The sequence below is a fragment of the Gordonia sp. NPDC003585 genome, assembly GCF_040610755.1.
GTDB lineage: Bacteria > Actinomycetota > Actinomycetes > Mycobacteriales > Mycobacteriaceae > Gordonia.
Map to the genome: position 1 here is coordinate 17,005 of NZ_JBEXMX010000045.1, position 26,204 is coordinate 43,208.

Sequence of the window (26,204 nt, forward strand, 5' to 3'; positions counted from 1 at the left end):
TGCGGTATTCAAGCCTGAGCAGCACGCCATCGATTATGACGTGGACCAACTGGTAACTCCACCAGCGCGTCTCCCCCGCCTCCGTGCCCACCTGCGATAGCAGCACCCACTCGATGTGAACGTGCGCTTCATCGACATAACGCCGAAGGCCGGCCACCCTCGCAGGTGACCGGCCTTGGCGTTGAATTGCGTTGGTAGGCGCGGGTTCTGATCGTCAGATCAGAAGCCCATTCCACCCATCTCGTCGCCACCCGGCATTGCGGGGGCGGGGTTCTTCTCCGGCTTGTCGGCGACGACGGCCTCGGTGGTGAGGAACAGAGCCGCGATCGACGCAGCGTTCTGCAGCGCCGAGCGGGTGACCTTCACCGGGTCGTTGATGCCGGCGGCCAGCAGGTCCTCGTACACACCGGTGGCGGCGTTGAGGCCGGTACCCTTCGGCGAGTTGAGGATCTTGTCGGCGACGACGCCCGGCTCGAGCCCGGCGTTGACGGCGATCTGCTTGGCCGGAGCCGAGAGCGAGACGCGCACGATGTTGGCACCGGTGGCCTCGTCACCCTCGAGCGACAGACCGTCGATGGCCGGCTCCGACTGCAGCAGGGCCACGCCACCACCGGCGACGATGCCCTCTTCGACGGCAGCCTTGGCGTTGCGCACGGCATCTTCGATGCGGTGCTTGCGCTCCTTGAGCTCGACCTCGGTGGCAGCACCGGCCTTGATGACGGCGACGCCGCCGGCCAGCTTGGCCAGACGCTCCTGCAGCTTCTCACGGTCGTAGTCGGAGTCGCTGTTCTCGATCTCGCCGCGGATCTGGGCCACGCGACCGGCGATGGCGTCGGGATCGCCCGCACCCTCGACGATGGTGGTCTCGTCCTTGGTCACGACGACCTTGCGAGCGGTACCGAGCAGCTCGACGCCTGCACCCTCGAGCGAGAGGCCGACCTCTTCGCTGATGACCTCGCCACCGGTGAGGATGGCGATGTCGGCCAGCATGGCCTTGCGGCGGTCACCGAAGCCCGGAGCCTTGACGGCGACGGACTTGAAGGTGCCCTTGAGCTTGTTGACGACCAGGGTCGAGAGGGCTTCGCCCTCGACGTCCTCGGCGATGATCAGCAGCGGCTTGCCGGCCTGGATGACCTTCTCCAGCAGGGGCAGCAGGTCCTTGATGGTCGAGACCTTGCCCGAGACCAGCAGGATGTACGGGTCGTCGAGGACGGCTTCCTGACGGTCGGCGTCGGTGACGAAGTAGCCCGAGATGTAGCCCTTGTCGAAGCGCATGCCCTCGGTGAGCTCCAGCTGCAGCCCGAAGGTGTTGGACTCCTCGACGGTGATGACGCCTTCCTTGCCGACCTTGTCCATGGCCTCGGCGATGAGCTCGCCGATGGACGGGTCGCCGGCCGAGATACCCGCGGTGGCAGCGATCTGCTCCTTGGTCTCGACCTCCTTGGCGCTCTTGAGGAGGGACTCGGTGACGGCCTCGACGGCCTTCTCGATGCCGCGCTTCAGACCCAGCGGGTTGGCGCCGGCAGCGACGTTGCGCAGACCCTCACGGACGAGAGCCTGAGCCAGAACGGTGGCGGTGGTGGTGCCGTCGCCTGCGACGTCGTCGGTCTTCTTGGCGACTTCCTTGACGAGCTCGGCGCCGATCTTCTCGTACGGGTCCTCCAGCTCGATCTCCTTGGCGATGGAAACACCATCGTTGGTGATCGTGGGGGCGCCCCACTTCTTCTCCAGGACGACGTTGCGACCCTTGGGTCCCAGCGTGACCTTGACTGCGTCGGCAAGGCTGTTGAGGCCCCGCTCGAGGCCGCGGCGGGCCTCTTCGTCGAACGCGATTTGCTTGGCCATGGGTAAGTGATCCTCCGATAGGGGGTGACACCAGGTATTGATGGCCGGAACTTCGGTGCCCGCGACGGACGACCGGTGTGTCATTCGGTACCGGTCTCACCGTCCCGACCTAGCACTCACACTACGCGAGTGCCAATGACCGTTTTAGCACTCGGACCAGGCGAGTGCAAGGTCGGGACGCGGGCGTTCGCCGCCAGCCGAACGACAGTCGACGCGCATCCGATCCCAGGTCGGTTAGGGTCGGTCGGGTGGGGTATCTGCTCGTCATCATCGTCGCACTGCTGGCGATCATCGCCGTCGTCGTGATCTTCAACTTCCTGGGCAATCGCAAACTGCGCAAACTCGAGGAACAGGGCCTCCACCAGCGCACCCACGGCCCGGCCGACCCGTTTTCCTCGGCCGACGACGACTCCGTCTACGGCAACCCGCGCACCCTCAAGCCCGGCGACCTCGTCGAATTCCGCGGCCAGACGCATGCGGTTCGCGGAACCCTGGTGCTGACCCAGGGCAGCTTTCAGTGGACCGAGCATTTTCTCGACACCGGCCTCGGCTCCAAGGCATGGCTGTCGGTGGAGGACGACCCCGATCTCGAGGTCATCCTGTGGCGTGAGCTCAAGGGTGTGACCATGGTGCCGGGCCCGCAGACCATCGAACTCGACGGCGGCCGACGCTACGAGTCCGACGAATCGGGATCGGCGACGTTCACCTCGACCGGGACAACCGGGCTCAACCCGACCGGCTCCCTGCGCTACCACGACTACCAGGCAGGCGACGAGCGTCTGTCCTTCGAGGACTTCGGCGGCGGCTGGGAATGCGCGCGCGGCGAGGTGCTCGACGCGGGTGAGTACCGGATCTATCCGAGCAGCTCTGCTCCTGGAGCGCCGTGAGTCCCGCTTCACCGCCCGACGGCTCGACAGAACTCGCCGTCGCGTTCGCTGACACCAGCGCCGGACAGCTCGGGTATTCGCTGACCGCCCCGGAACAGCCGGCGCTCGCCACGAGCTCTGGCGAACTCGGCGGGATCACTGTCTCGTTGCGGTTGCTCGGTGCGAGTCACCAAGTGATCGTCGACGACGGGAATCAGCATCTGTGCGAGACCGTCGCCTGCTTGCCCGAGGTGACGTCCGCACTTCCCGAGTCCTTCCAGCACCTCGACTACTACTTCGCCTCCCGGGTCGACGCGGTGCATCCCGACGCGCTGGCCGACCTGGTCGACGACCTTCACCGTCGCGTCGCCGACCGCATCGCCGAAGGCATGCCGGCGCTGATCGGACACTTCCCGGGCGCGCCGCACGCGGTCACCGCGATCGTGGCCGACGACGAACCCGACGCGATCTCGTGGCACACCTGGCATACCTATCCGCAAGCCGGTGAAGTCGTGCTGACCACGAGCAGGCTGGGTCGGGGCGCGGTGATTTCGGCGTGAGTGTGTCTCCCCCTGGCGGTTTCGGCGCACCCGAGCCCGATCCGCTCCGCTCGCTGCGTCGTACCCGAAACATCATCATCGCCGTGATCGCCGGGGTGGCCATCCTGATCCTGATCGGCTCCTGCGGCTACAACGCCTTCAAGCAGAACAATGCTCGCCAGTACGTGACGTCGAACTATCAGCGCGACGCATCGCTCGACGAGAGCGGAGTGCAGGCCTACATCGCCGACGGCACACCGTCGAAGGTCGCAGACGAGATCAGCGACGCCGAGAACCCCAACGACCGGCGCGAGGGTGATGCCGCCGCAGCGGGCGCCGTGGCCGGATCGCTGTTCATGCAGTACCCCGACTACCTCATCGGCCTCTTCCCCTACGGCAACGACAAGACACGCGTGATGGTCAGTCGCGATTACCGGTCGGGCTACAACCACTATCACAACTACGTCGGCGGATATTGGGTTCCCACACCGAATTTCGGCGGCAACGGGAGCGACAACCGCGGCGGCGGAAGCAACGGAGGCGGAAAATGACCTTCGACGACGATCACCCTCACAGCACGACGGACCACGAAGAACCGGAGAATACTCATGATCTCGATAGGTGACATCGCGCTCAACGCCGCCTACGCCGCGGCCTACTCGGGTGTCGGGGTCCTCCTGATGCTCATCTCCTTCGCGGTCCTCGACGTGCTCACGCCCGGCAACCTGCGCCACCAGTTGTGGGCCGACCGAAATCGCAACGCCGGCATCCTCGTTGCCACCAACCTGCTGTCGGTCGCGATCATCGTCACCGCGGCGATCGTGTCCAGCGAGGGACGGCTCGCGGTGGGGCTCACGTACACAGTGGTCTACACCATCATCGGAATGGCCGCAATGGCACTCACTTTCGTCATCGTCGACCTGTTCACGCCCGGCAAGCTCGGCGAACTCGTCGTCGACACCGAAAGTCACCCGGCCGTGTGGGTACACGGCGTCACCCACGTCGGCACCGCGTTGATCATCGCCGCCTCTATCTTGTGACGCCAACCCCTGAGCATGGATCGCCCCGAAATGCCGCTGCCTGAGCTCCTTCCGCTGCCTGAGGTGCGACGAGCGCTAGCGAGGAGCCTCGAAGGCCTGGTGAGATGACGTCGCCAGACCCTTCGAGGCTCGTCGCTGGCGCTCCTCACACCTCAGGGAGCGGGAGGACGACCGGGAGCGGGCAGGCTACCGGGAGCGAGAAGACGACCGCTACCCGCTGGTCCCGATCCGCGCTCCTGGCCGTCGTCTTTGTCTGCGCTGCTTGTGGTCTCGTCTACGAGCTGGCCCTGGTGTCGTTGGGGTCGTTCCTGATCGGCAACACCGCAACCCAGGCGTCGATCGTGCTCGCGGTGATGGTTTTCGCAATGGGTGTCGGGTCGCTCGCCGCCAAACCGCTTCAGCCGCACTCGGTCACCGCGTTCGCGGTGATCGAACTGGCCCTCGCGTTGCTCGGTGGATTGTCGGTGATGGCGCTGTACGCGGCGTTCGCCTATCTTGCGCTGTACACGCAGGCGCTCGTGGTGGTCGCGTTTGTGTTGGGTCTGCTGATCGGTGCCGAGATCCCGCTGCTCATGGTTCTGCTGCAACGGATTCGGCGGCAGGAGGCGGGCTCGGCGGTCGCCGACATCTTCGCCGTCGACTACATCGGCGCCCTCGTCGGCGGCCTGTGTTTCCCATTCCTGCTGTTGCCGTTCTTCGGTCAGCTGCGGGGTGCGCTCGTGGTCGGCCTGGTGAACGCCGCGGCTGGTTCGTTCTTGGTGTTCGTGGTGTTCCGGCGGTCGTTGAGCCCGATGCGGATGGCACTGCTCGGCACCGCCGCCGTAGCGGTGGTCGCGGCGCTGGTCGCGGCTCTCGTCTACTCGTCGAAGTTCGAGGTCACCGCCCGTCAGGCGCTGTACCGCGATCCGATCGTCGCGGCCGAACGCACGCCATATCAGGACATCGTCATCACCGAGCGTCGTACCGCCGAGGGACCGGACACTCGGCTCTACCTCAACGGCGACCTCCAGTTCTCGTCGATCGACGAGTACCGGTATCACGAGGCGCTGGTGCATCCGGCGATGTCGGGAGCACATGCACGGGTACTGGTGCTCGGTGGCGGCGACGGCCTGGCCCTGCGGGAAGTACTCACCTACCCCGACGCCGGGGACATCACCCTTGTCGAACTCGATCCCGAGATGATCCGTCTCGCCCGGAACGACGAGCGGCTCGTGCGCTTGAATCGCGGATCGATGACAGATCCGCGCGCGCGGGTGATCACCGCCGACGCCTTCACCTGGCTGCGGCAGGCGAACCAGCGCTACGACGCGATCATCATCGACATGCCCGACCCCGACGAATCCGCCACCGCCAAGCTGTATTCGACGGAGTTCTACGCACTGGCCCGCGCGCACCTGGCCGACGGTGGACGGATGGTGGTGCAGTCGGGATCACCGTACTTCGCGCCGAAGTCGTTCTGGTGCATACAGTCCACCCTGCGCGACGCAGGGCTCTGGACGCAGCCGTACCACGTCGACGTACCGTCCTTCGGCGACTGGGGTTTCCACCTCGCCGCGAACGAGCCGGTTCCACTCGCCGTGCACGCTCCCAGACCGCTGCGATTCTTGAGCCCCGACGAACTCGCGTCGGCCGCCGTCTTCCCGCTCGACCGCCCACCCCTCGACATGCCGCCGTCGACGCTCATGGACCCCCGCATCCTGCGGTACGCCCAGAGTGAGTGGACCGTTTACTGATCTCCCGACCCTCGTTGACCGTGCGTCGCAAACCGTTGACCGTGCGCCTCAAACCGTTGAGTGGGCACGCGGGACGCACGATCAACGATTTGGGATGCACGATCAACGATTTGGGCAGAGTTACAGCGGGCCCGAACGCCACCGATGAAGATGAACGCATGGACCGGTACGACGATGTCTAGCGGATTGGCGGTGTTGATCGCCGTGCTCGCGACGATCGTCGTCGTCGGTGTCATCATGCTGATCCGGACGCGGCGAGTGGTCGCGACCCCCACCGAGCGTGCGGTGCACACCACCCTGCACACGGCATCGCGGGCCGCGCGGTCGCTGCGTACCGGGCTGACCGCGGAGTCCGCCGCCGAAGCGCTGCCCCACCTCCGATCGCTCACCGCCGCCGACGCCGTGGCTCTCTACGACGACGAACCACGTCGCCTCGCACACAACCCGGTCGACGACGACATCTGGGACGCCGACATGCTCGCCCACGCCGACCGGGCCGCCGCGTCGGCCGCCGACAACCAGCGCCGCGTCCTGTCGACCGACCCGTCGTACTCCGAATCACCGGTGCGGGCACTCATCGCCCAACCCCTGGTCGCCGGGGATGAGCGGCTCGGCGTCCTCGTGGTCGCGACCACGCGCCGACCCGGGCCGGGCATGCTGGGCGCGGTTGCCGAGGTGGCCCGGTACGTGTCGAGCCAGGTCGAACTCGCCGACCTCGACGCCTCCCGCGCCCGCCTCGACCGCGCCGAGGTCCTCGCCCTGCGCGCACAGATCAGCCCGCACTTCATCTACAACGCCCTCAACACCATCGCGTCCTTCGTCCGCACCGACCCCGACCGCGCCCGCGAACTCATCCTCGAGTTCGCCGACTTCACCCGCTACTCGTTCCGCGCGGCCGGCGAGTTCACCCTGCTCGCCGACGAACTGCGCAACATCGACCGCTACCTCACCCTCGAACGCGCCCGATTCGGGCCCGCGCTCGAGGTGCGTCTGCACGTCGCGCCCGAGGTGCTCAACGTGGTGGTGCCGTTCCTCGCCCTCCAACCCCTGGTGGAGAACGCCGTCCGACATGGTTTGGGCGGCAAGGGCGGTGGCGTCATCACCATCACCGCCCGCGACGAGGGCACCGACTGCGTGATCACCGTCGAAGACGACGGGGTTGGCATGGACCCGGAGATGCTGCGCTCAGGTGTGCTCGACGCGCTGGAACCGTCTGCGCCAACTACCTCGGGACCGAACCCTTCGGGAGAGACCTCCGAGGGTGCTCACGTGGGGCTCACGAATGTCGACCATCGACTGCGCGCGGCCTTCGGCAACGATTACGGTCTAGTGGTCGAGACCGCGGTCGGTGCGGGCACCAAGGTCGGGATGCGAGTACCGAAGTTCCGCGCGGGCGTGCACGTTTAGGAGGTGACCGATGGACGATCTCGTGGTCCTCGCCGTCGACGACGAGCGACCGGCGCTCGACGAACTGTGCTACCTCCTCGAGCGACAAGAGGCCGTGGGGACCGTTCTCGCCGCGTCCGATGCCACTGGCGCGCTGCGCGAACTCAACGACCATCACATCGACGCCATCTTCCTCGACATCAACATGCCCGGACTCTCCGGACTCGAACTCGCCGGCGTGCTGGGCCGCTACACCGAGCCGCCGGCCATCGTCTTCGTCACCGCGCACGACGACAAGGCGGTCGACGCCTTCGAGGTCGGCGCACTCGACTACCTCCTCAAACCACTGCGCGAGGATCGGCTGGCACAGGCCGTGGACCGCGTGACGAGCAATCGAGACAATGCAGATTCCACGCCACAACCGCAGAGCGACAACGTGACCGGCACCACCGACGCATCGGACGAGGTGATCCCGGTGGAGATGAGTGGCGTCACCTCGCTGGTCCGACGCGACTCCATCTCATGGGTGGAGGCCGTCGGCGACTATGCCCGGCTACACGCCGACTCCGGCGCACACCTCGTGCGAATACCGATGTCCACCTTGGAATCTCGCTGGCAGGATCACGGCTTTGCCCGCGTGCATCGCTCGTATCTGGTCGCCCTCAAGATGGTCACCGGGTTGCGCACGTCGGGGTCGACGACGGTAGTCAGCGTCGGCGAGAACGGCCGATCTCCCGCGGTAGAGCTTCCAGTCAGCCGACGTCAGCTGCGTGAGATCAAGGACCGCATCATTCGAGACCCGCTCCGCACCTATCGCTCTGGGGAACCAGGCGGGCGAACATGACCTCGAATCCGCCACCACGTGAACGGGTTGTCCTCGCGTCCCGACGCGGCGCACGTACCGTCCGGACCCGGGTGGAGGTGCAGGAACAGACCGAGGTCGGCGACACGCTGGTTCGTGGCCTGATGCGTGCCCAGCTCGGGCTCGCACTTCGGCTCGGCGGTAGTCTGCTGGTTCTGATCGTGGCAATTCCGTTGCTGGGACTGGCTTTTCCCTCACTTGGCGAGCTCACCGTGTTCGGCATCCGGTTGCACTGGATCGTCCTCGGGGTCCTCCTCTACCCAATCGTGTATCTGACCGGCTGGCTGTACATACGGCTCGCCGAACAAGCCGAACGCGACTTCATGGGTGTCGTCGACGACGACAGGGACACTGATTTCGACGACACCGATTCAGACAGTGACGGCCCGTGAACCAGCACGTCGACGCCCTGACCGCGGCAGCCCTGCTCGTCGCGGCGGTGGCGACCATCGCGGTCGGCGCCTACGGCGGACGGTTCTCGCGAACCACGTCGGACTTCCTCGTGGCTTCGCGGACGGTCGGGTCGCGGTGGAATGCCGCCGCCGTATCCGGCGAATACCTCTCGGCAGCATCCTTTCTCGGCGTTGCCGGACTTGTCGCGAAGTACGGTGCCGACGCACTCTGGTATCCGGTGGGGTTCACCGCGGGCTACCTGGGGCTACTGCTGTTCGTGGCCGCACCCCTGCGTCGCTCCGGCGCCTACACGGTGCCCGACTTCGCCGAGTTCCGATTGTCGTCGAAGCCGGTGCGCACCACGGCGATGATTGTCGTGGTGGTGGTCTGCGTGCTCTATCTGATCCCCCAATTCCAGGGCGCCGGACTGACACTCAACATTCTGCTCGGCGCCCCAGTATGGGTCGGTGCTGTTGCTGTTGGAGCCATCGTTATCGTCAACGTGGTCGGCGGCGGCATGCGGTCGATCACCTTTGTCCAGGCATTTCAGTATTGGCTCAAACTCACCGCCATCGCCATCCCCGCTCTGGTTCTCGTCGGCGTATTTGCCGGGGACCGAGCACATCTCGGCGACCCCGCACCGCCTCGCGTCTCGGTCGCCACCACGGTCGACGTCACGACTGACGTGCTGGTCACCGTGAGTGATCCGGCCGGCATGCGCATCTCCGGGACCGTGGATGGCCGCGCGGTCGACGACGAGCCGATCCTCGCGCCGGGACAGCACCACATCTCGGCGGGCAGCGTGATCGCCCTCGACGCCGGGGCCGCGACCCCGGTCATCGCCGGCGCGCCGGCCACCGGTTCGGAATGGATCTCCCCCGGCCACGGTCTCGGTGGCGATCACGCTCTCTACCAAGTGCTTTCGCTGATCATTGCGACCTTCCTCGGCACCATGGGCCTGCCACACGTCCTGGTGCGGTTCTACACCAACCCCGACGGCCGGACCGCGCGTCGGACGGCGCTGACCGTGATCGCGCTGCTGTCGCTGTTCTATCTGTTTCCGTTGCTGCTCGGCGTGTTTGCGCGCCTGTACGTCCCCGAACTGCTCATCACCGGCACGGCCGACGCCGCTGTTCTGCTGTTGCCGAGCGCCGCGGTGGGTGGTGTGGGCGGCCAGATTCTTGCCGCGCTGGTGGCGGCCGGCGCGATCGCCGCGTTCCTGGCCACCTCGTCGGGCTTGCTCGTCAGCGTCGCCGGAGCATTGGCCACCGACGTTCTGCGCGGCAGGGTTCGTGACTTCCGTCTGGCCGCGGTGATCGGCGGCCTCATCCCGGTGGGACTGTCCTTGGCGGCGACGTCGCTGGAACTGTCGCGGACCGTCGGCCTGGTGTTCGCGGTCGCCGCGTCGACGTTGTGTCCTCTTCTGGTGCTCGGCATCTGGTGGCGCGGGCTCACCGCGCCAGGCGCGATCGCCGGCCTGATCGTGGGCGGCGTATCGGCGGGCGTAGCCACCAGCCTCGCGATCGCCGGTGTCGCCGACGACGACGCATTCAACGGCTGGCTCGCGGTCATCATCGGGTACCCGGCCGCAGTCACCGTGCCGCTCGCGTTCGGGACCATGATCGGCGTCAGTCTGGCCACCCGCAGCCGGGTGCCCGCCGATCTGTCACGCACGTTTGCACGAATGCACGTGCCCGAACGCCTCGGCATGGGCGTCGAGCGACTCCCGGGCGACTGACCTTCTGAACTGGGCAAATGCGATAGTGCCGTGGCCGCAAAATCTAGGGGAAGAACTTCTTCCCCGGGGTATGTAGTCGTCCGCGAGAGTTTTCTGGGGGAGGACTCCAAGGGTAGGGGAAGAAGTTTCTTCCCCTACTTTTGTGGGGCGCACCGGCGGACCGATGGTGCTTCTGCCGGGCCAGATGGACGGGCCAGCGCCACTCACGACGTCCAGACGGCGAGCCCGACATGTGGTGCGGCATGGACGAAGTCGTTGTCCGCGGTCAGCAATGTGAGCCCGTGGGCAATCGCAAGTCGCGCGATCAGAGCATCGATCGTGCCCAACTGGACCCCTGCACTGCGGCACAGGTTCTTCAGGTCGGCAGCGGCGACGTGGTCGTCGCGGTCGGGTGCAACAACCGGCACCGACGCGAACCGTTCGAGGATGACCCCGCGCGTGCGCTCCGGCACGAACCCCTGGAGTAGCTCCTGAATGATGAGTCCGGTGGTGACGACGAGGTCACCACCGACGAGTAGCCGTCGCAGTTCGACGACGTGCGGGTTGTCGAGCTGAGCGTCGCGCCGCAACGCCAGCGACCAGACGCTGGTGTCTGCGAGAACGCTCATCCGCGCGAACGCTGCGCCTTGTAGTCGAAGGTCTCGTCGGGATCGAGCGAACCGAAGAGGTCGACGATCTTGGCTTGTTCACGTCGGGCGATGAACTCCTCGAGCGCGCGAGTGACCGTGTCCTTCTTGGTGCGTTCACCGCCGACCCGAAAAGCATGATCGAGCAGTTCCGGGTCGATCGCGAGATTTGTGGCCATCTGTGTACCTCCTTACACATGATCCCACACACTGCGAACGGCAACCGCTCGTCGGCACATTTCGACCGTCCGGCGCACAGCCGGTGGACTTCGGCGTGTGACCCGCGCCACGCATTGCGATGTGATCCACGCCTCAGCAAGTCTGACTCCAGTTACCCGTCACAGCTGGGAGGAAACCCGTGTCGACCGTCGACCAACCACCACCTCAGTCACACCTACCCACCGGCGAGGCCTATCTCGCCATGCAGGAGAGCGATCAGTTCCAGGACCTCAAGCGCACCCTGCGTCGCTTCGTGTTCCCGGTCTCGGCGTTCTTCCTGGCCTGGTACGCGATCTACGTGCTGCTCGGCGCGTTCGCGCACGACTTCATGGCCACCAAGGTCTGGGGCAACATCAACCTCGGACTCATCCTCGGACTGCTGCAGTTCGTGACCACCTTCGTCATCACCGGCCTCTACGTGCGGTTCGCCAACCGCGAACTCGATCCCAAGGCCGAGGCCATCCGCGACCAGATGGAAAGTGAGGTATCGGCATGACCGGCCAGAACACCATGGTGCTCGCCGCAACGGTCGGCAGCCCCGTCGCCAACATCTCGATCTTCCTCGCGTTCGTGGCGGTCACGATGTACGTCGTCATCCGCGCCAGCAAGAACAACAAGTCCGCCGCCGACTTCTTCACCGGCGGCCGCGGCTTCTCCGGGCCGCAGAACGGTATCGCCATCGCGGGCGACTACCTCTCGGCCGCAAGCTTTCTCGGTATCGCAGGCGCCATCGCCGTCTACGGGTACGACGGGTTCCTCTACTCCATCGGCTTCCTCGTCGCGTGGCTCGTCGCTCTCCTGCTCGTCGCCGAATTGCTCCGCAACACAGGCAAATTCACCATGGCCGACGTCCTCAGCTTCCGCCTGAAGCAGCGTCCGGTGCGACTGGCCGCGGCGATCTCCACGCTCGCGGTGTCGTTGTTCTACCTGCTCGCCCAGATGGCCGGCGCCGGTGGGCTTGTCGCGCTGCTGCTCGACATCGAGGGTCGCCTCGGACAATCGATCGTCATCGCCGTCGTCGGCGCCCTGATGATCGTCTACGTCCTCATCGGCGGCATGAAGGGCACCACCTGGGTGCAGATCATCAAGGCCGTGCTGCTCATCGCGGGTGCGGCGATCATGACCTTCATCGTTCTCGCCAAGTTCGGTTTCAACATCTCCTCGCTCCTGGGTTCGGCCCAGGACGCGATCAGCGACTCCGAGTCGAAGAAGGTCGCAAGCCGCGATGTGCTCGCGCCGGGCGCCCAGTACGGCGGATCGATGACCTCGCAGATCAACTTCGTGTCGCTGGCCATCGCGCTGGTGCTCGGCACCGCGGGTCTGCCGCACGTGCTGATGCGCTTCTACACCGTGCCGACCGCCAAGGAAGCCCGACGCTCGGTGGTCTGGGCCATCGCCCTGATCGGCGCGTTCTACCTGTTCACGCTGATCCTCGGCTACGGCGCGGCAGCCCTCGTCGGACCCGATAAGATCCTTGCCGCGGCCGGCGGTCAGAACGCGGCGGCACCGCTGCTCGCCTTCGAACTCGGCGGCGTGGTCCTGTTGGGAATCATCTCCGCGGTCGCCTTCGCGACGATCCTCGCGGTCGTGGCCGGGCTGGCGATCACCGCATCTGCCTCCTTCGCCCACGACATCTACGGCAGTGTCATCAAGCGCGGCAAGGCAAGTGAGGACGATCAGGTGCGGGTGTCGCGCTACACCGTCGTGGTGCTCGGCATCATGGGCATCGTCCTCGGTATCCTCGCCAACGGCCAGAACATCGCCTTCCTGGTGGCGCTGGCCTTCGCGATCGCCGCGGCGGCCAACCTGCCGACCATCGTGTACTCGCTGTACTGGAAGCGGTTCAACACCCGCGGCGCGCTGTGGAGCATCTACGGCGGTCTGGGCTCGACGATCATCCTGATCATCTTCTCGCCGGCGGTCTCCGGTGCGTCGACCTCGATGATCCCGGGCTCCGACTTCGCATGGTTCCCGCTCTCGAATCCGGGCATCGTGTCGATCCCGCTGGGCTTTGCCCTCGGCATCATCGGCACCTTCACCTCACCCGCCGACAAGGGCACTCCGGAGCGCAACGCCGAGATGGAGGTTCGTTCACTGACCGGTGTCGGCGCCGAAAAGGCGGTCGCGCACTAGCGATTTCGACGCAGAGGTTGCAGTTTGACGCGCGTGAGGCGTCGAACTGCAACCTTTGTCGTTGTCGGACCGCTATGCCGCGCTCACCGCAATCCGACGACATCCACGCTTGTGACCTTGTAGCTGTGTGCGTCTGTCCGCATGCACAGCACCAACAGCCCACCGGGGACGGTCATCACGCCGCCTTCGTCGCGTCCGCACGGACCGGGTCGGCTCACGACGCGGCCGTCGGGCGAGATGGTCACGATGGCTCCGGATTCGGGGCGACCCAGGGCCGTTACTGCGGTGTCGCCGACGAGGGTCCACCACTGTTCTGCCCGGACGTCGCTACTGAAGACCTCACGCGCAGAATGATGTTCGACGCGACCAGCAGGAAGCCTGAGGAACATCACTTGATCTGACGTGCTTGCCAATGGAGTGATCGCACCGGACGGCGGCCACTCGCTGCCGTATCGATCCACGAGCCAATACTCACTCTTCGTGCTGTGTGGCACGACCTCGCGCACTCCACGCGACCTGGTGTCGACGGCCACAATTCCGGTGTCCCACGTCCGGTAGTCGGTGCCGCCCATGGACACCTCGATGGCCAATACCGAACCGGATCGCGCCAGCGCCCGAATCACGCGGCGCGGCCACTCTTGCGACCGCACCGCCCACTCGGGCATGGCGATGTAGCGTTCGATTCCGCTGTGCACGTCCAGCATTCGCAGCCACCGCCCGCTCACCGAACAGCGGTCCTCTTGAACGATCACACGCTCGACGACCATGAGGCTCTCGGCGTCGGTGCAGTCCGACGCTCCCATCACCCAGCGCACCTTGCCGGTCCTGGGGTCCATCGCCGCCACCGCCGCGTGCTGGGAACTGCGATCGTCCTTGGTCACCGCGATGACATCGGGGGTCGCGTCGTAGACGTCCCAACCCTCCGAATTCACCCATCGCACCGAACCCGTCATCGCGTCGACTCCGACAATCCATCGACTGCAGGTCACGACGACCGTCGCATCGCGGCCGATACCGGTAGTGCGGACCGACGCCTCGGCGCGCGGACTCGCGACCCCCAATGTGCGGCTCATGCGACGCAGGAGCTCGCCCCCGCACAGGCTTCCGAGATCTGAGGACTCGATAGACCACCGTCGCGCCCCGGTCGAGCCGTCATAGGCCACCAGACCGTCCGCACCACGCACCACAAAGCCCGGGCCTGCCTCGAGGACATCTCCCGCTGAGCGAGCTGGGATCGTGTACGCGATGCGGGTTCCGACGGTTGTCGGCAGCGGCGGCACAGGCACCGACGCCGCCTTTGGCTGGTGAATACTCCTGCCCACCAGTCCTTTCCCACCAGCATAGCCGGCACCGACGACGCTGATCGCCACGATCGAGGTGAGGGCAACGAACACTGCGGCGCCACGAACTCGGCGTTCGCGCGGAATCGTTGTCGGCCGCACCGCGCCGATCAAAAGTACGAACCAGGCGGCCATCAGCAGACCATCCGAGACCCGAATCCACATCACGACCGGTGGCAGCAGCGGCCCGTCAAACTCCTTGTCCGCCGTCGAACCCATCGGAGTCAGCCACAGCCAGCCGACACCCAAGGACGCCAACAGCAGGAGCCCAAAGACGGGGCCTGCAAGATCGAGGTCGGCTGACCGACGTCTCCACACCACGACAGCCGTAATCGCGATGGCCGCCGCCAACAGCGGAACCGCCACAGCCGCAATCACCAGATACCGGTCCGTCTGAGGTGAGGTGAAGTCGCCGATCCAGTTGTCGGGATGCCGGTGCGCCACTGCATAACCGGTGAGCACAACGCCCGCCACGGCCAATCCGATTGCTGACGCGATCGACAGTGGAGTTCGCGACCCGACGCGCGGTCGGTCGACGCTCGTCGTCGTGATGGCATCGGTGTTCGAGTCGTCCCCCGGCATCTGCATAGACTAACGGCCGCAGGCGGTTCGGATCACTGCCGAGTCCTCGCTGTGGACAACTCAGAACCGTTGTGCAGCGAGCTCTCCGGAGCCATCCCAACGAAGGTACGCTCTGCTCGTGCAGGACGGGGCAGACACGGAAACATCCATCGCCGATGACGTCTGGGAACCGACCGATACCGACAGAGACATCGAACGACCATGGTCACCGATCCTGTCGGCGTTGGTGATCGGATTCCTGGGCGCATCACTGACATGCCTCGCTTACGCGATCATCGCGCGGCCGACCGGGATGCCTGCTCCGGTGAACGTGGCCATGGACGGTGTGCTTGTCCGGACGGGGTGGATGGTCGGTACGGCCACCGTCCTCGTCGGCCTCTACTACTTCGTCGGCAGGGTGCACATGTGGTCGAACAGGACTCGCCACCGAATCGCCGCGCTGTCCACGCCGATCCTGGCCGTCGCGGGTGTCTGTGTCATCATCGCCCGATTCCGCGGCACAACCATGGCCGCATTCACCGATACCTTTGATGCCCAGCGAAACTCCGCATCGACGTTGGCTACGGCCGCGGCGACAGCAGCTTGGTTGTCTGCCTGCGCGGCGCTGGCTGTGCTCGTCGTGGTCGCTCTGTTCTCCTACGGTCCGGCACGAGAGGCGATCGGATTGGCTGTCCAACCACCGCCGCGTGAGCACCACCGGCACCGCACTCCTGGCCACCGGCCGCGCTGGACGGTTGCGGTGGCTGTCGCTGCGGCGATCCTCATCTCGATTCCGGCGATCGTCGTTGCCGCCACACAGAGCTCGTCGTCGAATGGGCCGTTGACCGGTGAAACCGCCGCTCCGACAACGATTGGCGGCCGCATTGGCCTCGAAGTCCAGGAACGCTATCGCATTGCTGTCGGTGACGCGGACCGGGTCGTTCCGGCCGGCGCCGGGTTCGTCCGAGTCGAGTACGACTTCACCATGTCCGGAAGACCCGACACGATCGAGGGCTACGACGGCCGCACCGGGGAGCGGCGCTGGTGGCTGTCAGCCCCACAGGTGTCCCCGTACCTACCACGGAGCACCGGCATCGGTCACGGATCGGTGGTGATCACCGCGGTGACAACGAAACTCGCCCGGAATGTCGCCGAGTCCGAGTCGGTCATCGGCATCGACGCGATGACTGGCCGGGTTCTCTGGACCAGAACTTCCGAGGCACCGGCCACCGTCTTCGGGACCTCACCGGACGTGGCCTTGATCGCCGATTCTGTGCCAGAACCGCCGGGCGTCACAGCGTCGGCGCGTTCGCAGCATTGGACGGCGATCAATCCTCGCACCGGCGAAGTTCTGTGGCAGCGCATATTTCGGTACGGATGCAATTCCAGCGGTACCCTCACCACCGATGCGGTGATCATCACCGCATGCGACAGCAGCGATGTCGGCCGCAGCGGCGTGCTGCTGGGCGATTCGAGCGAACTGGCGACGATTCTCGATCCCGTCACCGGAACCCGGCGCGGCACGATCACACGCGCGATACTCGGTGCGCGACAGTCAGATCGGGTGTCTTTCGTCGACGCGCGGGGCCCACACGCCCTGCTGACGGTTGGTCGACGCGACATCCTTGTCGACGTGAACACGCTGGACACCAAGTCCGTTGCGGGTGCCGCACAGTTCATCGACGACCAATCGATTCTCTTGGTGACCAGGCGATCGGACCGGAAGGACACTTCATCGATCTACTTGGTCGACTCCGCGCGGACGGTTCGCACACCGCTACAGGCAGAGTCCGCCTGGGCAACCACGCTGGAGGCGTCGTGGACCTCGGTGAACGGCGGTTGGTTCGCACTGGGCGACGTCAGTGTCGGGACTCGGCCGACACCGGAACCACCGCACTGGCCCGGTCTCGTGGCGATCGGTATCGACGGACACGCGCACGCACTGCCGGTGCCCTGCGAGGACCCGCTGCAGTATGTGACATCGGTGCCGGGGGCGCTTGTGGTGAAGTGCCTCAACACCATCGTCGGTATGGCGTGAACCCGACGTCAGCGGCCTGACGCATCCTGAATCCGCGCAAACGGTTGCGCCGCTTCGAGTTCGAAGGCCAGCTCGAGCAGTGAGCGTTCCTTGCCGAGGTCGGCCATGAAGTGGATGCCGATGGGCAGGCCGGTGGCGGTCTGGCCGAGTGGGAGACTGATCGCCGGGGTGCCCGAGGTGTTGTTGGCCGGGGTGAACGCGACGTAGCGGGTGAGTCGTTCGAAGGTATCGGCGAAATCGCCTGCGGGGTCGAGGTATCCGATCTCGGGGGTGGTGTGGGCGAGGGTTGGGGTGAGGACCAGGTCGAAGCGGTCGAACATGCCGCGGAAGGCCGCCGTCGAACGTTTGAGCCCTCGAATGGCCGACGGCATCCGCCAGAACCGTCGCAACGCCATCCGGGACAGGCCGCGCGTGAAGGGGTCGAGTTGCGAACGGTCGAAACCCTTGTCGATCACGCGTTTTCCGAAGTGGTCGAGCGAAAAGGCCAGCAGCGCCCAGTAGTCGGTGAAGTCCTGGATGTAGTCCCGGTCCACCGGCAGCGGAACCATCTCGGTTCGATGGCCGAGCTTCTCCACCAGCTCGGCCACCTCGGTCACCGCCCGCTGGGTCTCCATGTCGAGAAGCTGGCCGGTCAGCGGCTCCGTTATGAGTGCGATCCGCAGTCGACGCTGACTCGGGCCCTCGACGAGTCCAACCTGCTCGAGATCCGGCGCGGCCGCGAACCGCTCGGCGTCGGCGATGAAGTGCGCGGTGTCGCGGACCGACCGGCTGATGATGCCGTTGGAGATGATGTCGATCGGTGCCGCTTCGCCCTCCCGCGATGCGACGACCCGATCGCGGGACGGTTTCAAACCGACCAGCCCACACGCGGCCGCCGGGATACGGATCGAACCTCCGCCGTCGTTGGCGTGCGCGATCGGTAGTGCTCCGGCGGCAACGAGTGCCGCTGAACCGCCCGACGACGCACCCGAGGAGAAGTCGGTGTCCCAGGGGTTGCGCGTCGGGTCGCCGTCGACGAACTCGGTGGTCGCGGTGAGGCCGAAGGCCGGCAGCGTCGACGCCCCGACGACGTTGACGCCGGTCGAGAGCCACTGGTCGGTGAAGGCCTCGTTGATCTCGGCCGGACGCTCCGGCACGGCAGCGGACCCGTGCCGCGTCGGCAAGCCGGTGAACAGGGTGTTGTTCTTGATGATCGACGGCACACCGGTGAACGAGCCGGCCGGGAAGTCGTTGTCGACGGCACGTTTGCGGGCACGTTCGCGGTCGTCGTAGACGACGGCGTTCAGGTGCGGATTGACCGCGTCGATGCGGGCCAGCGCGGCCTCCACGGCCTCGGTCGCGGAGAACTCGCCAGCCACAATCCCCCGTGCGACGCCGACACCGTCGAGATCGCCGAGACAGTCATCACCAAACGCATGCACATGCTTCATGCAGGCCGAGCATAGCGTCAACAACCCCAGCCGCAGCGATGCACACCCTTGATGTGCCCGTCCAGGCCGGCCACCAGATGCGAATCGAGGCTGATGTCGTTGACGCCCATCCAGATCTCGCCGCCGTCGTCCCCGCCGATCGTCACCCGGAACTTGGCTTGTCCTACAGTGGCTGCGCTGATGCCGAGCCGAGCCGGGGCCGATGCGATGAGGTCGGCCACGCTGTCGGCGTCGACGTCGGCAAGATCGACGACCACGTCGGGCGATCCGGTCGAGTTCACCGATAGTCCGCTGTAGACCTGCGGATTGTGGAACTCACCGCCGGGCGAGAAGTCGTAGTGCACAGCGCCGGTGGGAGACTTCGGATCGAGGACATGCAGTACGGCGTCGTCGCGGTACAGGTGGACACCTTGCACGACAGTCGTCCCGAATCGCTGACGGGTGGCCTCGATGATCCCGCGTATCCCGCCGGCGGTGAACATTGCACCCTCCACCAGCGGATCAGATGGGACCGGCGCGCCGGCCTCATCGTCGGACGAGGCGCGGGTCACGACGACCACCCCCACTAGCAGGGCCACGACTGCGAGGATCGCCACGATGCCGAGGATCACGCGCGGGTCCACCGACCGCGTCGACGCCGAATCCGCGGGCGACTCCGTGCCACGCTGCAGGTCAGAGACGATGGAATCGAGTTCGCCAGTATTGATGCCGACTTGGCGTCCTCGACACGTTGGCGATGCTCACCGATACTGAGCTGCCCGTCCAGAAGGGCGTCGTCGAGGATCTGCATCGACGTCACCCGGTCGACGTCGCGCGCCCGTGTACCCGCCTGCGTTCTCCCCCGACCCGACTCATGGTCGGCCATGGCGCCAGGTTACGCCGCCTACGGTTCAGCGCGCCGTCATCGACAACACGTCGCGCACCAACCGCTCTGCCCACGCCTCCTCGACCGGCATCCCGAAAGCGCAGTGGTGGTAGAGCGGAGCGACGACGTGGTCGAGGACGAGGTCGACGGCCGGTACTGATTCGCCGCGTTCACGCGCGTGAGCGAGCATCTGTTCCACCTGGTCACGCCGGATTTCCCAGCGCGGGTAGGCGTCGACGATGTCGGTGCGGGCCCACACCATGGCCCGCAGATAGTTGCGACGACGAGGAGTGGTGAGGTCTGCGGCGATGCGCTGGGCCCATGCGCGCAGATCGTCGGCGAACACACCGGTATCGGGGACTGGTTCTTCGGCGGTGAGCACCTCGATCGCGACCTGCTCGAGCAGCACGTCCATCGACCCCCAGCGCCGGTAGACGCTGGACGGGTTGACCCCGGCCAACTCGGCGACCTGCGGGATGGTCATCGTCTCCCGCAGCCCCTGATCCAGGAGTTGCCCGACCGCGTCGAAGACGGCCGCCTTCACACGCTCGCTGCGGCCGCCGGGACGTTTGGCGATGCCGGTCGCTGTTGTCGGTTTGGTCATGATCGGGCCATTATTGCAAAGATCGTTGCTTTTGTGACCCCGTTTCGCGTACCGTCATGGTCGAGACGGCTGTCACAGCATCCCCCAAATCACTGCGACAGCCTGCAGCATCCCCCAAAGATCGACCGCGCGAACCGTTTCCGAGGTCTGCGCGTCAGCACCCGCCGGTGAGGAGTAAGACGGAACCATGCATCTCAAGTACAGCCCCGAAGAAGAGGCGTTCCGCGAGGAGCTGCGCAGCATCTTCTCGAAGGTTCCCGAAGAGATCCGGCAACGCAACGAGGCCGGCAAGATCAGCTATCCCGACGACATCGTCACCACCACGCGCATCCTCAACGAGCACGGCGTCGCGACGCCCGCGTGGCCGGTCGAGTGGGGCGGCAAGGACTGGACCCCGATCCAGCACCACATCTACCGCGAGGAGATGAGCCTCAACTTCGTGCCGGACCTGCTGCCGTTCAACGTCGGCATGATCGGCCCCGTCATCGCGCAGTTCGGGTCGCAGGAGATCAAGGAGCGGTTCCTCGCGAAGACCGCGAACGCCGACATCTGGTGGTGCCAGGGGTTCTCCGAACCCGAAGCCGGCTCCGACCTCGCGTCGCTCAAGACCAAGGCGGTCCGCGATGGCGACCACTACGTGATCAACGGCCAGAAGACCTGGACCACACTCGGTCAGTACGCCGACTGGATCTTCTGCCTCGCCCGCACCAACCCGGACGTCAAGAAGCAGGCCGGCATCAGCATGTTCCTGTTCCCGATGGACACCCCGGGCGTGGAACTGCGGCCGATCCAGCTGATCGACGGCGGTTTCGAGGTCAACGAGGTCTTCTTCAACGACGTCCGGGTGCCGGTCGAGAATCTCGTCGGTGAGGAGAACGACGGCTGGACCCAGGCCAAGTTCCTGCTCGGCAACGAGCGCAGCGGTATTGCACGCGTCGGCTACACCAAGACCAAGCTCGCGCGCGCCAAGGAATTGGCCGCACAGACACCGACCGCCAACGGCACCCTCCTCGATGACCCGTTGTTCGCGGCCCGTCTCGCCGAGATCGAAAATCAGCTGCTGGCACTGGAACTCACGCAGCTGCGGGTGGTCGCATCGTCGGCCGACGGCAAACCCAACCCGGCGTCGTCGCTGCTGAAACTGTTGGGCAGCCAACTGCAGCAGGCCGCCATGGAGCTGATCGCCGACATCGCCGGCCCCGACTCCCTCCCCGTCGCCGAACTCGACGCCGCGGCCGCCAACGGCAGCGCCGACATCGAATCCCCCGAATGGGCACAGCGCAGCGTCCCGACATACCTCAACTACCGCAAGGTCACCATCTACGGCGGTTCCTCCGAGGTTCAGCGCCAGATCATCGACAAAGCCGTTTTGGGCCTGTAAAGCCCTACCCGCCACAACCCAAGGAACATCATGGATTTCGAGCTGTCCGAAGAGCAGCAGATGTTGCGCGACACCGTCCGCGACGTCCTCACCAAGAGCTACGACGTGGAAACCCTGCGCGCGGTCACCGACACCGAGCGCGGCTGGAGCGAGAAGGTCTGGAAGTCGCTGGCCGACATCGGAATTCTCGGCATGACCTTCCCCGAGGCCGAGGGCGGCATGGACGCCGGCCCCGTCGAATTCACCAGCGTCATGACCGAGATCGGCCGCGCGCTGGCTCCCGAGCCATACCTGGATTCGGTTCTCGTACCGGGGTCGCTGCTCGCGATCGCCGACGACGAGACCCGCGTCGAGTTGCGTGAGGGCCTCGCATCGGGTGAGCTCATGATGGCCTTCGCCCATCATGAGGCCGGAAACCGCTGGCCGGAAAGCACCATCGAGACCACCGCGGATGCCGACGGCAACCTCACCGGACTCAAGAGTCTTGTCGGACACGGCGATTGCGCCCACAAGCTCATCGTGTCGGCAAAGGACGCCGACGGCGTGGGTCTGTACCTCATCGACGCCGACGCCGAGGGTGTCACCCGCACGCCGTACCGCACGCACGACCGTCGTCGTGGCGCCCAGATCGAGTTCGCCAACGCCGCCGCCCGACGCCTCGGCAGCGGCGACGCGTCGGACCTCATCGCCGACGCCGAGGTCGGGATCCAGGCCGCGCTCTGCGCCGAGGCGGTCGGCGCGATGGAGCGTTCGCTGGAACTCACCACCGAATACCTCAAGACACGCAAGCAGTTCGGCGTCACCCTGTCGACCTTCCAGGCACTGAGCCATCGCGCCGCCGACATGTACGTGCAGCTCGAACTCGCACGCAGCATGAGCCTGTACGCCACCACCTCACTAGCCGACGGTGTCGCCGACCCGGTCGTCGCGTCCCGTGCGAAGCTGCAGATCTGCACCTCGGGCCGCGCGATCGGCCAGGAAGCGATCCAGATGCACGGCGGTATCGGCATGACCGCCGAATACCCTGTCGGGCACTACGTGAGCCGCCTGACCGGCATCTCGCACACCCTGGGCGATGCGTCGTCGCACCTGAGCCGGTTGTCGGCGAACGTGGGCACCTACGAGATGGTGTCCGTCGGCTGAGCCTTCTCCCGCGTGACACCCCACTCGGCCGCCAGGAGCTGGTGCGATCGCTTCCTCGCCTCGAAATCGTGTGTGACGCTGGTGATCACGAGCTCGTCGGCGCCGGTGGCGTGGGCGAGGGTGTCGAGCCCATCGGCCACTGCCGACGGTGAGCCGACGAACTGGGTCCGAATGCGATCGTCCACCACGGCACACTGTTCGGTGGTGAGCGGGGGTGTCGACGCCGGATCGGGATACGGAGCTGCGCCACCGCCGGCCCGGATGCTGTGCACCCAGTGACCGTAGGTCGACGCGAGTTCGCGTGCGGCGGCGTCGTTGTCGGCGACCACCACGTCGGCCGACACCACGACGTAGGGCCGGTCGAGCCGCCCCGAAGGGCGGAATGCCGCACGGTAGGCCTCCACGGCCTCGAGAACCGTTGCGGGACTGACGTGATAGTTGGCGACGAACGGTAACCCCTCGGTACCGGCCACCTGTGCGCTCTGGCCTTTGCTGCTTCCGAACACCCACACGTCGACATCAGCGCCTTCGCCCGGAACAGCGTGCAGTGCGATGCCGTCGACACGGTACGAACCGCTCAGCAGCGCAAGGACATCCGCGACGGCGTCGGCGAAATCCTGCGGAGCTGCGCCCTCGAACTCCAGAGCTTGGGCGGCCGCCGCAATCCGCGGCGAGGCCAACAGGGTCTCGACCGGAAAGGCACGTGGGATCAACAGCCCGTCGACCACGCGTTCCGGTTCGGACCGCGTGACGGTGCCGCCGGTACGTACCGTGGCGATGGCTTCGGTCCGTCGCTGGCCCGACCGCCCGAGTCCCAGGTCGAGCCGACCGGGATGGACCGCATCGATGGTGCCGAAAGCCTCCACCACCGACGCCGGCGTGTGGTGCCCGAGTTGAACTGCCGCACTGCCGACCCGAATGCGTTGGGTGGCGGCGGCGATCAATGCGATGAGAGTTGCCGTCGACGATGACGCCACCGACACGAAATGGTGTTCGGCCAACCAGAATCGGCGATAGCCCGCGCCCTCCGCGACGCGCGCCAGTTCGATCGATCGTCGGATCGCCTCGGCCGGCGAGGATCCGTCCGCGATCGGAGCAAGATCGAGCACCGACAACGGGATCCGCGAATACCCACTCATCTCTCGCCACCGGGCTGTGCCGCGTAGGCCACATCGGGCAACACCCGTTCGCCTGCGCATCGACAGGATGAATCCGGACACAGCGTCGTCGCTCCCGTGGCTTCCGGCATCAGGCTTTCCGCGCCGCGAAGCAGCCACCGGTGCTCGCGTTCGAGAACACGCGCCAACCACGCCACCACAACACCTCCTCACCGTCGCCGACATCCCAGTCAGACGCAGATCGGCCGACGACGCGAGGGTTTGGCTCAGGGTGATCGATTCCCCGCACGGCGGAGTTGTCGGGTGCATGCCCGACGTTGTCCGGTACATGCCCGCACCCACTCACGAGCCGACGCAACCGCTGGTGGCGATCGCACTGACCCCGACCGGTCGCCATCCCGGGGCCTGGCGCGAGCCCGACGTGACGCCCGCGACGTTACTCGGGGCCCGACACTGGCGTTCGGTGATCGCCGCCGCCGAAGACGCACGTGCCGATTTCGTCACGTTCGACGACGGTTTCTCGGTGCACCGACTCGATACGGACGAGACCGACATTACGCGCACCGATGTCGTTGCGGGACAGCTCGACACGCAGCTTCTCGCCGCGCGGCTGGCGCCGATCACCACTGGTGTCGGCCTGCTGCCCACCGTGGTGACCACGCACACCGAGCCCTTCCACGCGTCGAAATCGATTGCCACACTGGACTACATCAGCCGAGGACGTGCCGGAGTGGTGGTGACCATCGACCCACGCCAGGAGCACGCGGCGCTGTTCGGCCGACGCGCCCTCGATTCGGTGTCGCATGCCGATCTGCTCGCGGAGGCAGCCGACTACGCCGAGGTTCTCCGTCGACTCTGGGACAGCTGGGAGGACGACGCGGAGATCCGTCACACCGCGACGGGCCGCTTCATCGACCGAAACAAGCTGCACTACATCGACTTCGAGGGAAGCCAGTTCTCGGTGCGCGGACCGTCGATCACCCCGCGACCGCCGCAGGGACAGCCGATCATCGCCGCCGACCTCGACAACCGATCCACATCCTTCGTGGGCACGACCGCTGACATCGGCTTCGCCGTCGGCAGCGACGACACGGCGATCGCCGACACCATCACCGCCGCACGGACAGCCGAGGCCCGGGCGGAGCGTGCCGGCAGTCCGCTCGCGATCCTCGTCGACCTGCTCGTCGTCGTCGACGACACCGCTGCGCAAGCCCGCGCCCGGCGCGCACGCTTCGACGAGTCAGCCGGCAGTGTCTACACGGGTGGCATCCCGGTGGTGGCGGGCACCGCGTCCGACGTCGCCGATCGGATCGCCGAACTGCTGGATCTGGGAGCCGACGGAGTTCGCCTGCACCCCGCAGCGATTCCGCACGACCTCCAGCGGATCGCCGCCGATTTGGCACCCGAACTCCGCCGTCGGCACCGCCTGCGGGAGTCCTACATCGACGGCGAGTCGCTGCGTTCCCGACTCGGACTCGGTCGACCGGAAAGCCGTTATGCCATTTCGGAATTGGTGGAGGCTGCCCGATGACCAAACAGGTCCACCTCGCCGCACACTTCCCCGGCGTCAACAACACGACGGTGTGGAGCGATCCCGCGTCGGGCAGTCACATCGAGTTCGATTCCTTTGTTCACTTCGCGCAGACCGCCGAGCGCGGCCTGTTCGACTTCCTGTTCCTCGCCGAAGGTCTGCGCCTGCGGGAACAGAACGGTCGGATCTACGACCTCGACGTCGTCGGCAGACCCGACACCTTCACCGTCCTCGCCGCCCTTGCCGCGGTCACCGAACACCTCGGTCTGGCCGGCACAATCAACTCGACGTTCAACGAACCCTTCGAAGTGGCACGGCAATTCGCGACACTCGACCATCTCTCCGACGGTCGAGCCGCCTGGAACGTGGTGACCTCCTGGGACGAGTTCACCGGGCAGAACTTTCGACGCGGCGGTTACCTGCCGCAAGACCAGCGCTACGTGCGCGCCAAGGCATTCCTCGAAGTGGCCACTGCACTATGGGATTCGTGGGAGCGCGACGACATCGTCGGCGACCAGGCGTCGGGCCAGTTCGTGGCCCGACCCGACGCGGGAGCATTCGCCCACCGCGACACCCAGTTCGACATCGCCGGCCGGTTCCCCGTCCCGCGCAGCCCACAGGGGCGGCCGGTGATCTTCCAGGCCGGCGACTCCGACGAGGGCCGCGAATTCGCCGCACAACGCGCCGACGCCATCTTCTCCCGACACTCCACCCTCGACGCGGGCACCCGCTTCTACGCCGACGTCAAGCGGCGCCTCGGCCGGTACGGCCGCGCACCGTCGGATCTGCTGATCCTGCCGGCGGCGACCTTCG

24 protein-coding genes and 1 pseudogene are annotated in these 26,204 nt (G+C 66.1%); 16 read left to right on the forward strand and 9 right to left on the reverse strand.

Annotated features, from left to right (window positions below; all coding sequences use genetic code 11):
- Window positions 1-219: 219 nt before the first annotated feature.
- Window positions 220-1,845, reverse strand: a complete 1,626-nt coding sequence (gene groL, locus ABZW74_RS14040) for a chaperonin GroEL (RefSeq protein WP_240859821.1) — start codon at window positions 1,843-1,845, stop codon at window positions 220-222.
- Window positions 1,846-2,093: 248 nt separating this feature from the next.
- Between groL and ABZW74_RS14045 the strand changes: the two genes are divergently transcribed.
- The 9 genes and pseudogenes from ABZW74_RS14045 (at window position 2,094) to ABZW74_RS14085 (ending at window position 10,402) form a co-directional block, all read left to right on the forward strand.
- A complete protein-coding gene (locus ABZW74_RS14045; protein ID WP_355276900.1) occupies window positions 2,094-2,732 on the forward strand; it encodes a DUF4178 domain-containing protein in 639 nt (212 codons plus the stop codon).
- On the forward strand, window positions 2,729-3,271 hold the full coding sequence (locus tag ABZW74_RS14050) for a DUF2617 family protein (RefSeq protein ID WP_355276903.1): 543 nt from the start codon (window positions 2,729-2,731) through the stop codon (window positions 3,269-3,271). The genes ABZW74_RS14045 and ABZW74_RS14050 overlap by 4 nt, the downstream gene beginning before the upstream one ends.
- Window positions 3,268-3,801 carry a DUF4247 domain-containing protein gene (locus tag ABZW74_RS14055; protein WP_355276905.1) on the forward strand — a complete coding sequence of 178 codons (534 nt, stop codon included), beginning with the start codon at window positions 3,268-3,270 and terminating at the stop codon, window positions 3,799-3,801. Before ABZW74_RS14050 ends, ABZW74_RS14055 begins: the two co-directional genes overlap by 4 nt.
- Window positions 3,802-3,858: 57 nt before the next feature.
- On the forward strand, window positions 3,859-4,290 hold the full coding sequence (locus tag ABZW74_RS14060; RefSeq protein WP_240859829.1) for a DUF350 domain-containing protein: 432 nt from the start codon (window positions 3,859-3,861) through the stop codon (window positions 4,288-4,290).
- A gap of 209 nt (window positions 4,291-4,499) precedes the next feature.
- Window positions 4,500-6,023 (forward strand): annotated as a pseudogene (locus tag ABZW74_RS14065) (polyamine aminopropyltransferase); the annotation flags it as partial.
- 174 nt (window positions 6,024-6,197) lie between these two features.
- A complete protein-coding gene (locus tag ABZW74_RS14070) occupies window positions 6,198-7,430 on the forward strand; it encodes a histidine kinase (RefSeq protein ID WP_355276907.1) in 1,233 nt (410 codons plus the stop codon).
- A 10-nt stretch (window positions 7,431-7,440) separates the two neighbouring features.
- Window positions 7,441-8,253, forward strand: coding sequence for a LytTR family DNA-binding domain-containing protein (locus ABZW74_RS14075; RefSeq protein WP_355276910.1), 813 nt, complete (start codon window positions 7,441-7,443; stop codon window positions 8,251-8,253).
- Window positions 8,250-8,663, forward strand: a complete 414-nt coding sequence (locus tag ABZW74_RS14080) for a hypothetical protein (protein WP_355276913.1) — start codon at window positions 8,250-8,252, stop codon at window positions 8,661-8,663. The genes ABZW74_RS14075 and ABZW74_RS14080 overlap by 4 nt, the downstream gene beginning before the upstream one ends.
- Window positions 8,660-10,402 (forward strand): cation acetate symporter, encoded by a 1,743-nt coding sequence (locus ABZW74_RS14085; protein WP_355276916.1) that lies wholly within the window; start codon window positions 8,660-8,662, stop codon window positions 10,400-10,402. The genes ABZW74_RS14080 and ABZW74_RS14085 overlap by 4 nt, the downstream gene beginning before the upstream one ends.
- Before the next feature lie 203 nt (window positions 10,403-10,605).
- On the opposite strand, the gene ABZW74_RS14090 is transcribed toward ABZW74_RS14085, so the two are convergent.
- Window positions 10,606-11,010, reverse strand: a complete 405-nt coding sequence (locus ABZW74_RS14090) for a PIN domain-containing protein (RefSeq protein WP_355276918.1) — start codon at window positions 11,008-11,010, stop codon at window positions 10,606-10,608.
- Complete coding sequence (locus ABZW74_RS14095) at window positions 11,007-11,207, reverse strand: type II toxin-antitoxin system VapB family antitoxin (protein WP_240859844.1); 201 nt, start codon at window positions 11,205-11,207, stop codon at window positions 11,007-11,009. The genes ABZW74_RS14090 and ABZW74_RS14095 overlap by 4 nt, the downstream gene beginning before the upstream one ends.
- 179 nt (window positions 11,208-11,386) lie before the next feature.
- On the opposite strand from ABZW74_RS14095, the gene ABZW74_RS14100 reads away from it, so the two are divergent.
- Entirely contained in the window at window positions 11,387-11,743 is a 357-nt protein-coding gene (locus tag ABZW74_RS14100; protein WP_240859845.1) for a DUF485 domain-containing protein, read from the forward strand.
- The gene (locus ABZW74_RS14105) at window positions 11,740-13,380 is read left to right on the forward strand and encodes a cation acetate symporter (RefSeq protein ID WP_240859846.1); all 1,641 of its coding nucleotides are present in this window, start codon (window positions 11,740-11,742) and stop codon (window positions 13,378-13,380) included. The genes ABZW74_RS14100 and ABZW74_RS14105 overlap by 4 nt, the downstream gene beginning before the upstream one ends.
- 83 nt (window positions 13,381-13,463) lie before the next feature.
- Here ABZW74_RS14105 and ABZW74_RS14110 read toward each other — a convergent pair whose 3' ends face one another.
- Window positions 13,464-15,302 carry a hypothetical protein gene (locus ABZW74_RS14110; protein WP_355276922.1) on the reverse strand — a complete coding sequence of 613 codons (1,839 nt, stop codon included), beginning with the start codon at window positions 15,300-15,302 and terminating at the stop codon, window positions 13,464-13,466.
- Window positions 15,303-15,420: 118 nt separating this feature from the next.
- Between ABZW74_RS14110 and ABZW74_RS14115 the strand changes: the two genes are divergently transcribed.
- Window positions 15,421-17,319: a hypothetical protein gene (locus ABZW74_RS14115; RefSeq protein ID WP_355276925.1), complete on the forward strand. Its 1,899-nt coding sequence runs from the start codon at window positions 15,421-15,423 to the stop codon at window positions 17,317-17,319.
- Between the two features lie 8 nt (window positions 17,320-17,327).
- Here the strand turns inward: ABZW74_RS14115 and ABZW74_RS14120 are convergent, their stop codons facing one another.
- The 4 genes from ABZW74_RS14120 to ABZW74_RS14135 are packed head-to-tail and all read right to left on the reverse strand — an operon-like array spanning window position 17,328 to window position 20,218.
- A complete protein-coding gene (locus ABZW74_RS14120; RefSeq protein WP_355276928.1) occupies window positions 17,328-18,749 on the reverse strand; it encodes an amidase in 1,422 nt (473 codons plus the stop codon).
- A 17-nt stretch (window positions 18,750-18,766) separates the two neighbouring features.
- Complete coding sequence (locus ABZW74_RS14125; RefSeq protein ID WP_355276930.1) at window positions 18,767-19,345, reverse strand: hypothetical protein; 579 nt, start codon at window positions 19,343-19,345, stop codon at window positions 18,767-18,769.
- Between the two features lie 11 nt (window positions 19,346-19,356).
- Window positions 19,357-19,614 carry a DUF1707 domain-containing protein gene (locus ABZW74_RS14130; protein ID WP_355276933.1) on the reverse strand — a complete coding sequence of 86 codons (258 nt, stop codon included), beginning with the start codon at window positions 19,612-19,614 and terminating at the stop codon, window positions 19,357-19,359.
- A gap of 25 nt (window positions 19,615-19,639) precedes the next feature.
- Window positions 19,640-20,218, reverse strand: a complete 579-nt coding sequence (locus ABZW74_RS14135; protein WP_355276936.1) for a TetR/AcrR family transcriptional regulator — start codon at window positions 20,216-20,218, stop codon at window positions 19,640-19,642.
- Window positions 20,219-20,405: 187 nt separating this feature from the next.
- Between ABZW74_RS14135 and ABZW74_RS14140 the strand changes: the two genes are divergently transcribed.
- Window positions 20,406-21,599 carry an acyl-CoA dehydrogenase family protein gene (locus ABZW74_RS14140; RefSeq protein ID WP_240859860.1) on the forward strand — a complete coding sequence of 398 codons (1,194 nt, stop codon included), beginning with the start codon at window positions 20,406-20,408 and terminating at the stop codon, window positions 21,597-21,599.
- 30 nt (window positions 21,600-21,629) lie between these two features.
- Window positions 21,630-22,742 carry an acyl-CoA dehydrogenase family protein gene (locus tag ABZW74_RS14145; protein ID WP_355276940.1) on the forward strand — a complete coding sequence of 371 codons (1,113 nt, stop codon included), beginning with the start codon at window positions 21,630-21,632 and terminating at the stop codon, window positions 22,740-22,742.
- Here the strand turns inward: ABZW74_RS14145 and ABZW74_RS14150 are convergent.
- Window positions 22,718-23,881, reverse strand: coding sequence for an LLM class flavin-dependent oxidoreductase (locus ABZW74_RS14150; RefSeq protein ID WP_355276943.1), 1,164 nt, complete (start codon window positions 23,879-23,881; stop codon window positions 22,718-22,720). The two genes, ABZW74_RS14145 and ABZW74_RS14150, sit on opposite strands and share 25 nt — an antisense overlap.
- A 286-nt stretch (window positions 23,882-24,167) precedes the next feature.
- Between ABZW74_RS14150 and ABZW74_RS14155 the strand changes: the two genes are divergently transcribed.
- A complete protein-coding gene (locus ABZW74_RS14155) occupies window positions 24,168-25,391 on the forward strand; it encodes an LLM class flavin-dependent oxidoreductase (protein WP_240859863.1) in 1,224 nt (407 codons plus the stop codon).
- A partial coding sequence (locus ABZW74_RS14160) for an NtaA/DmoA family FMN-dependent monooxygenase (protein WP_355276947.1) occupies window positions 25,388-26,204 on the forward strand: 817 nt, incomplete at its 3' end. The genes ABZW74_RS14155 and ABZW74_RS14160, both read left to right, overlap by 4 nt.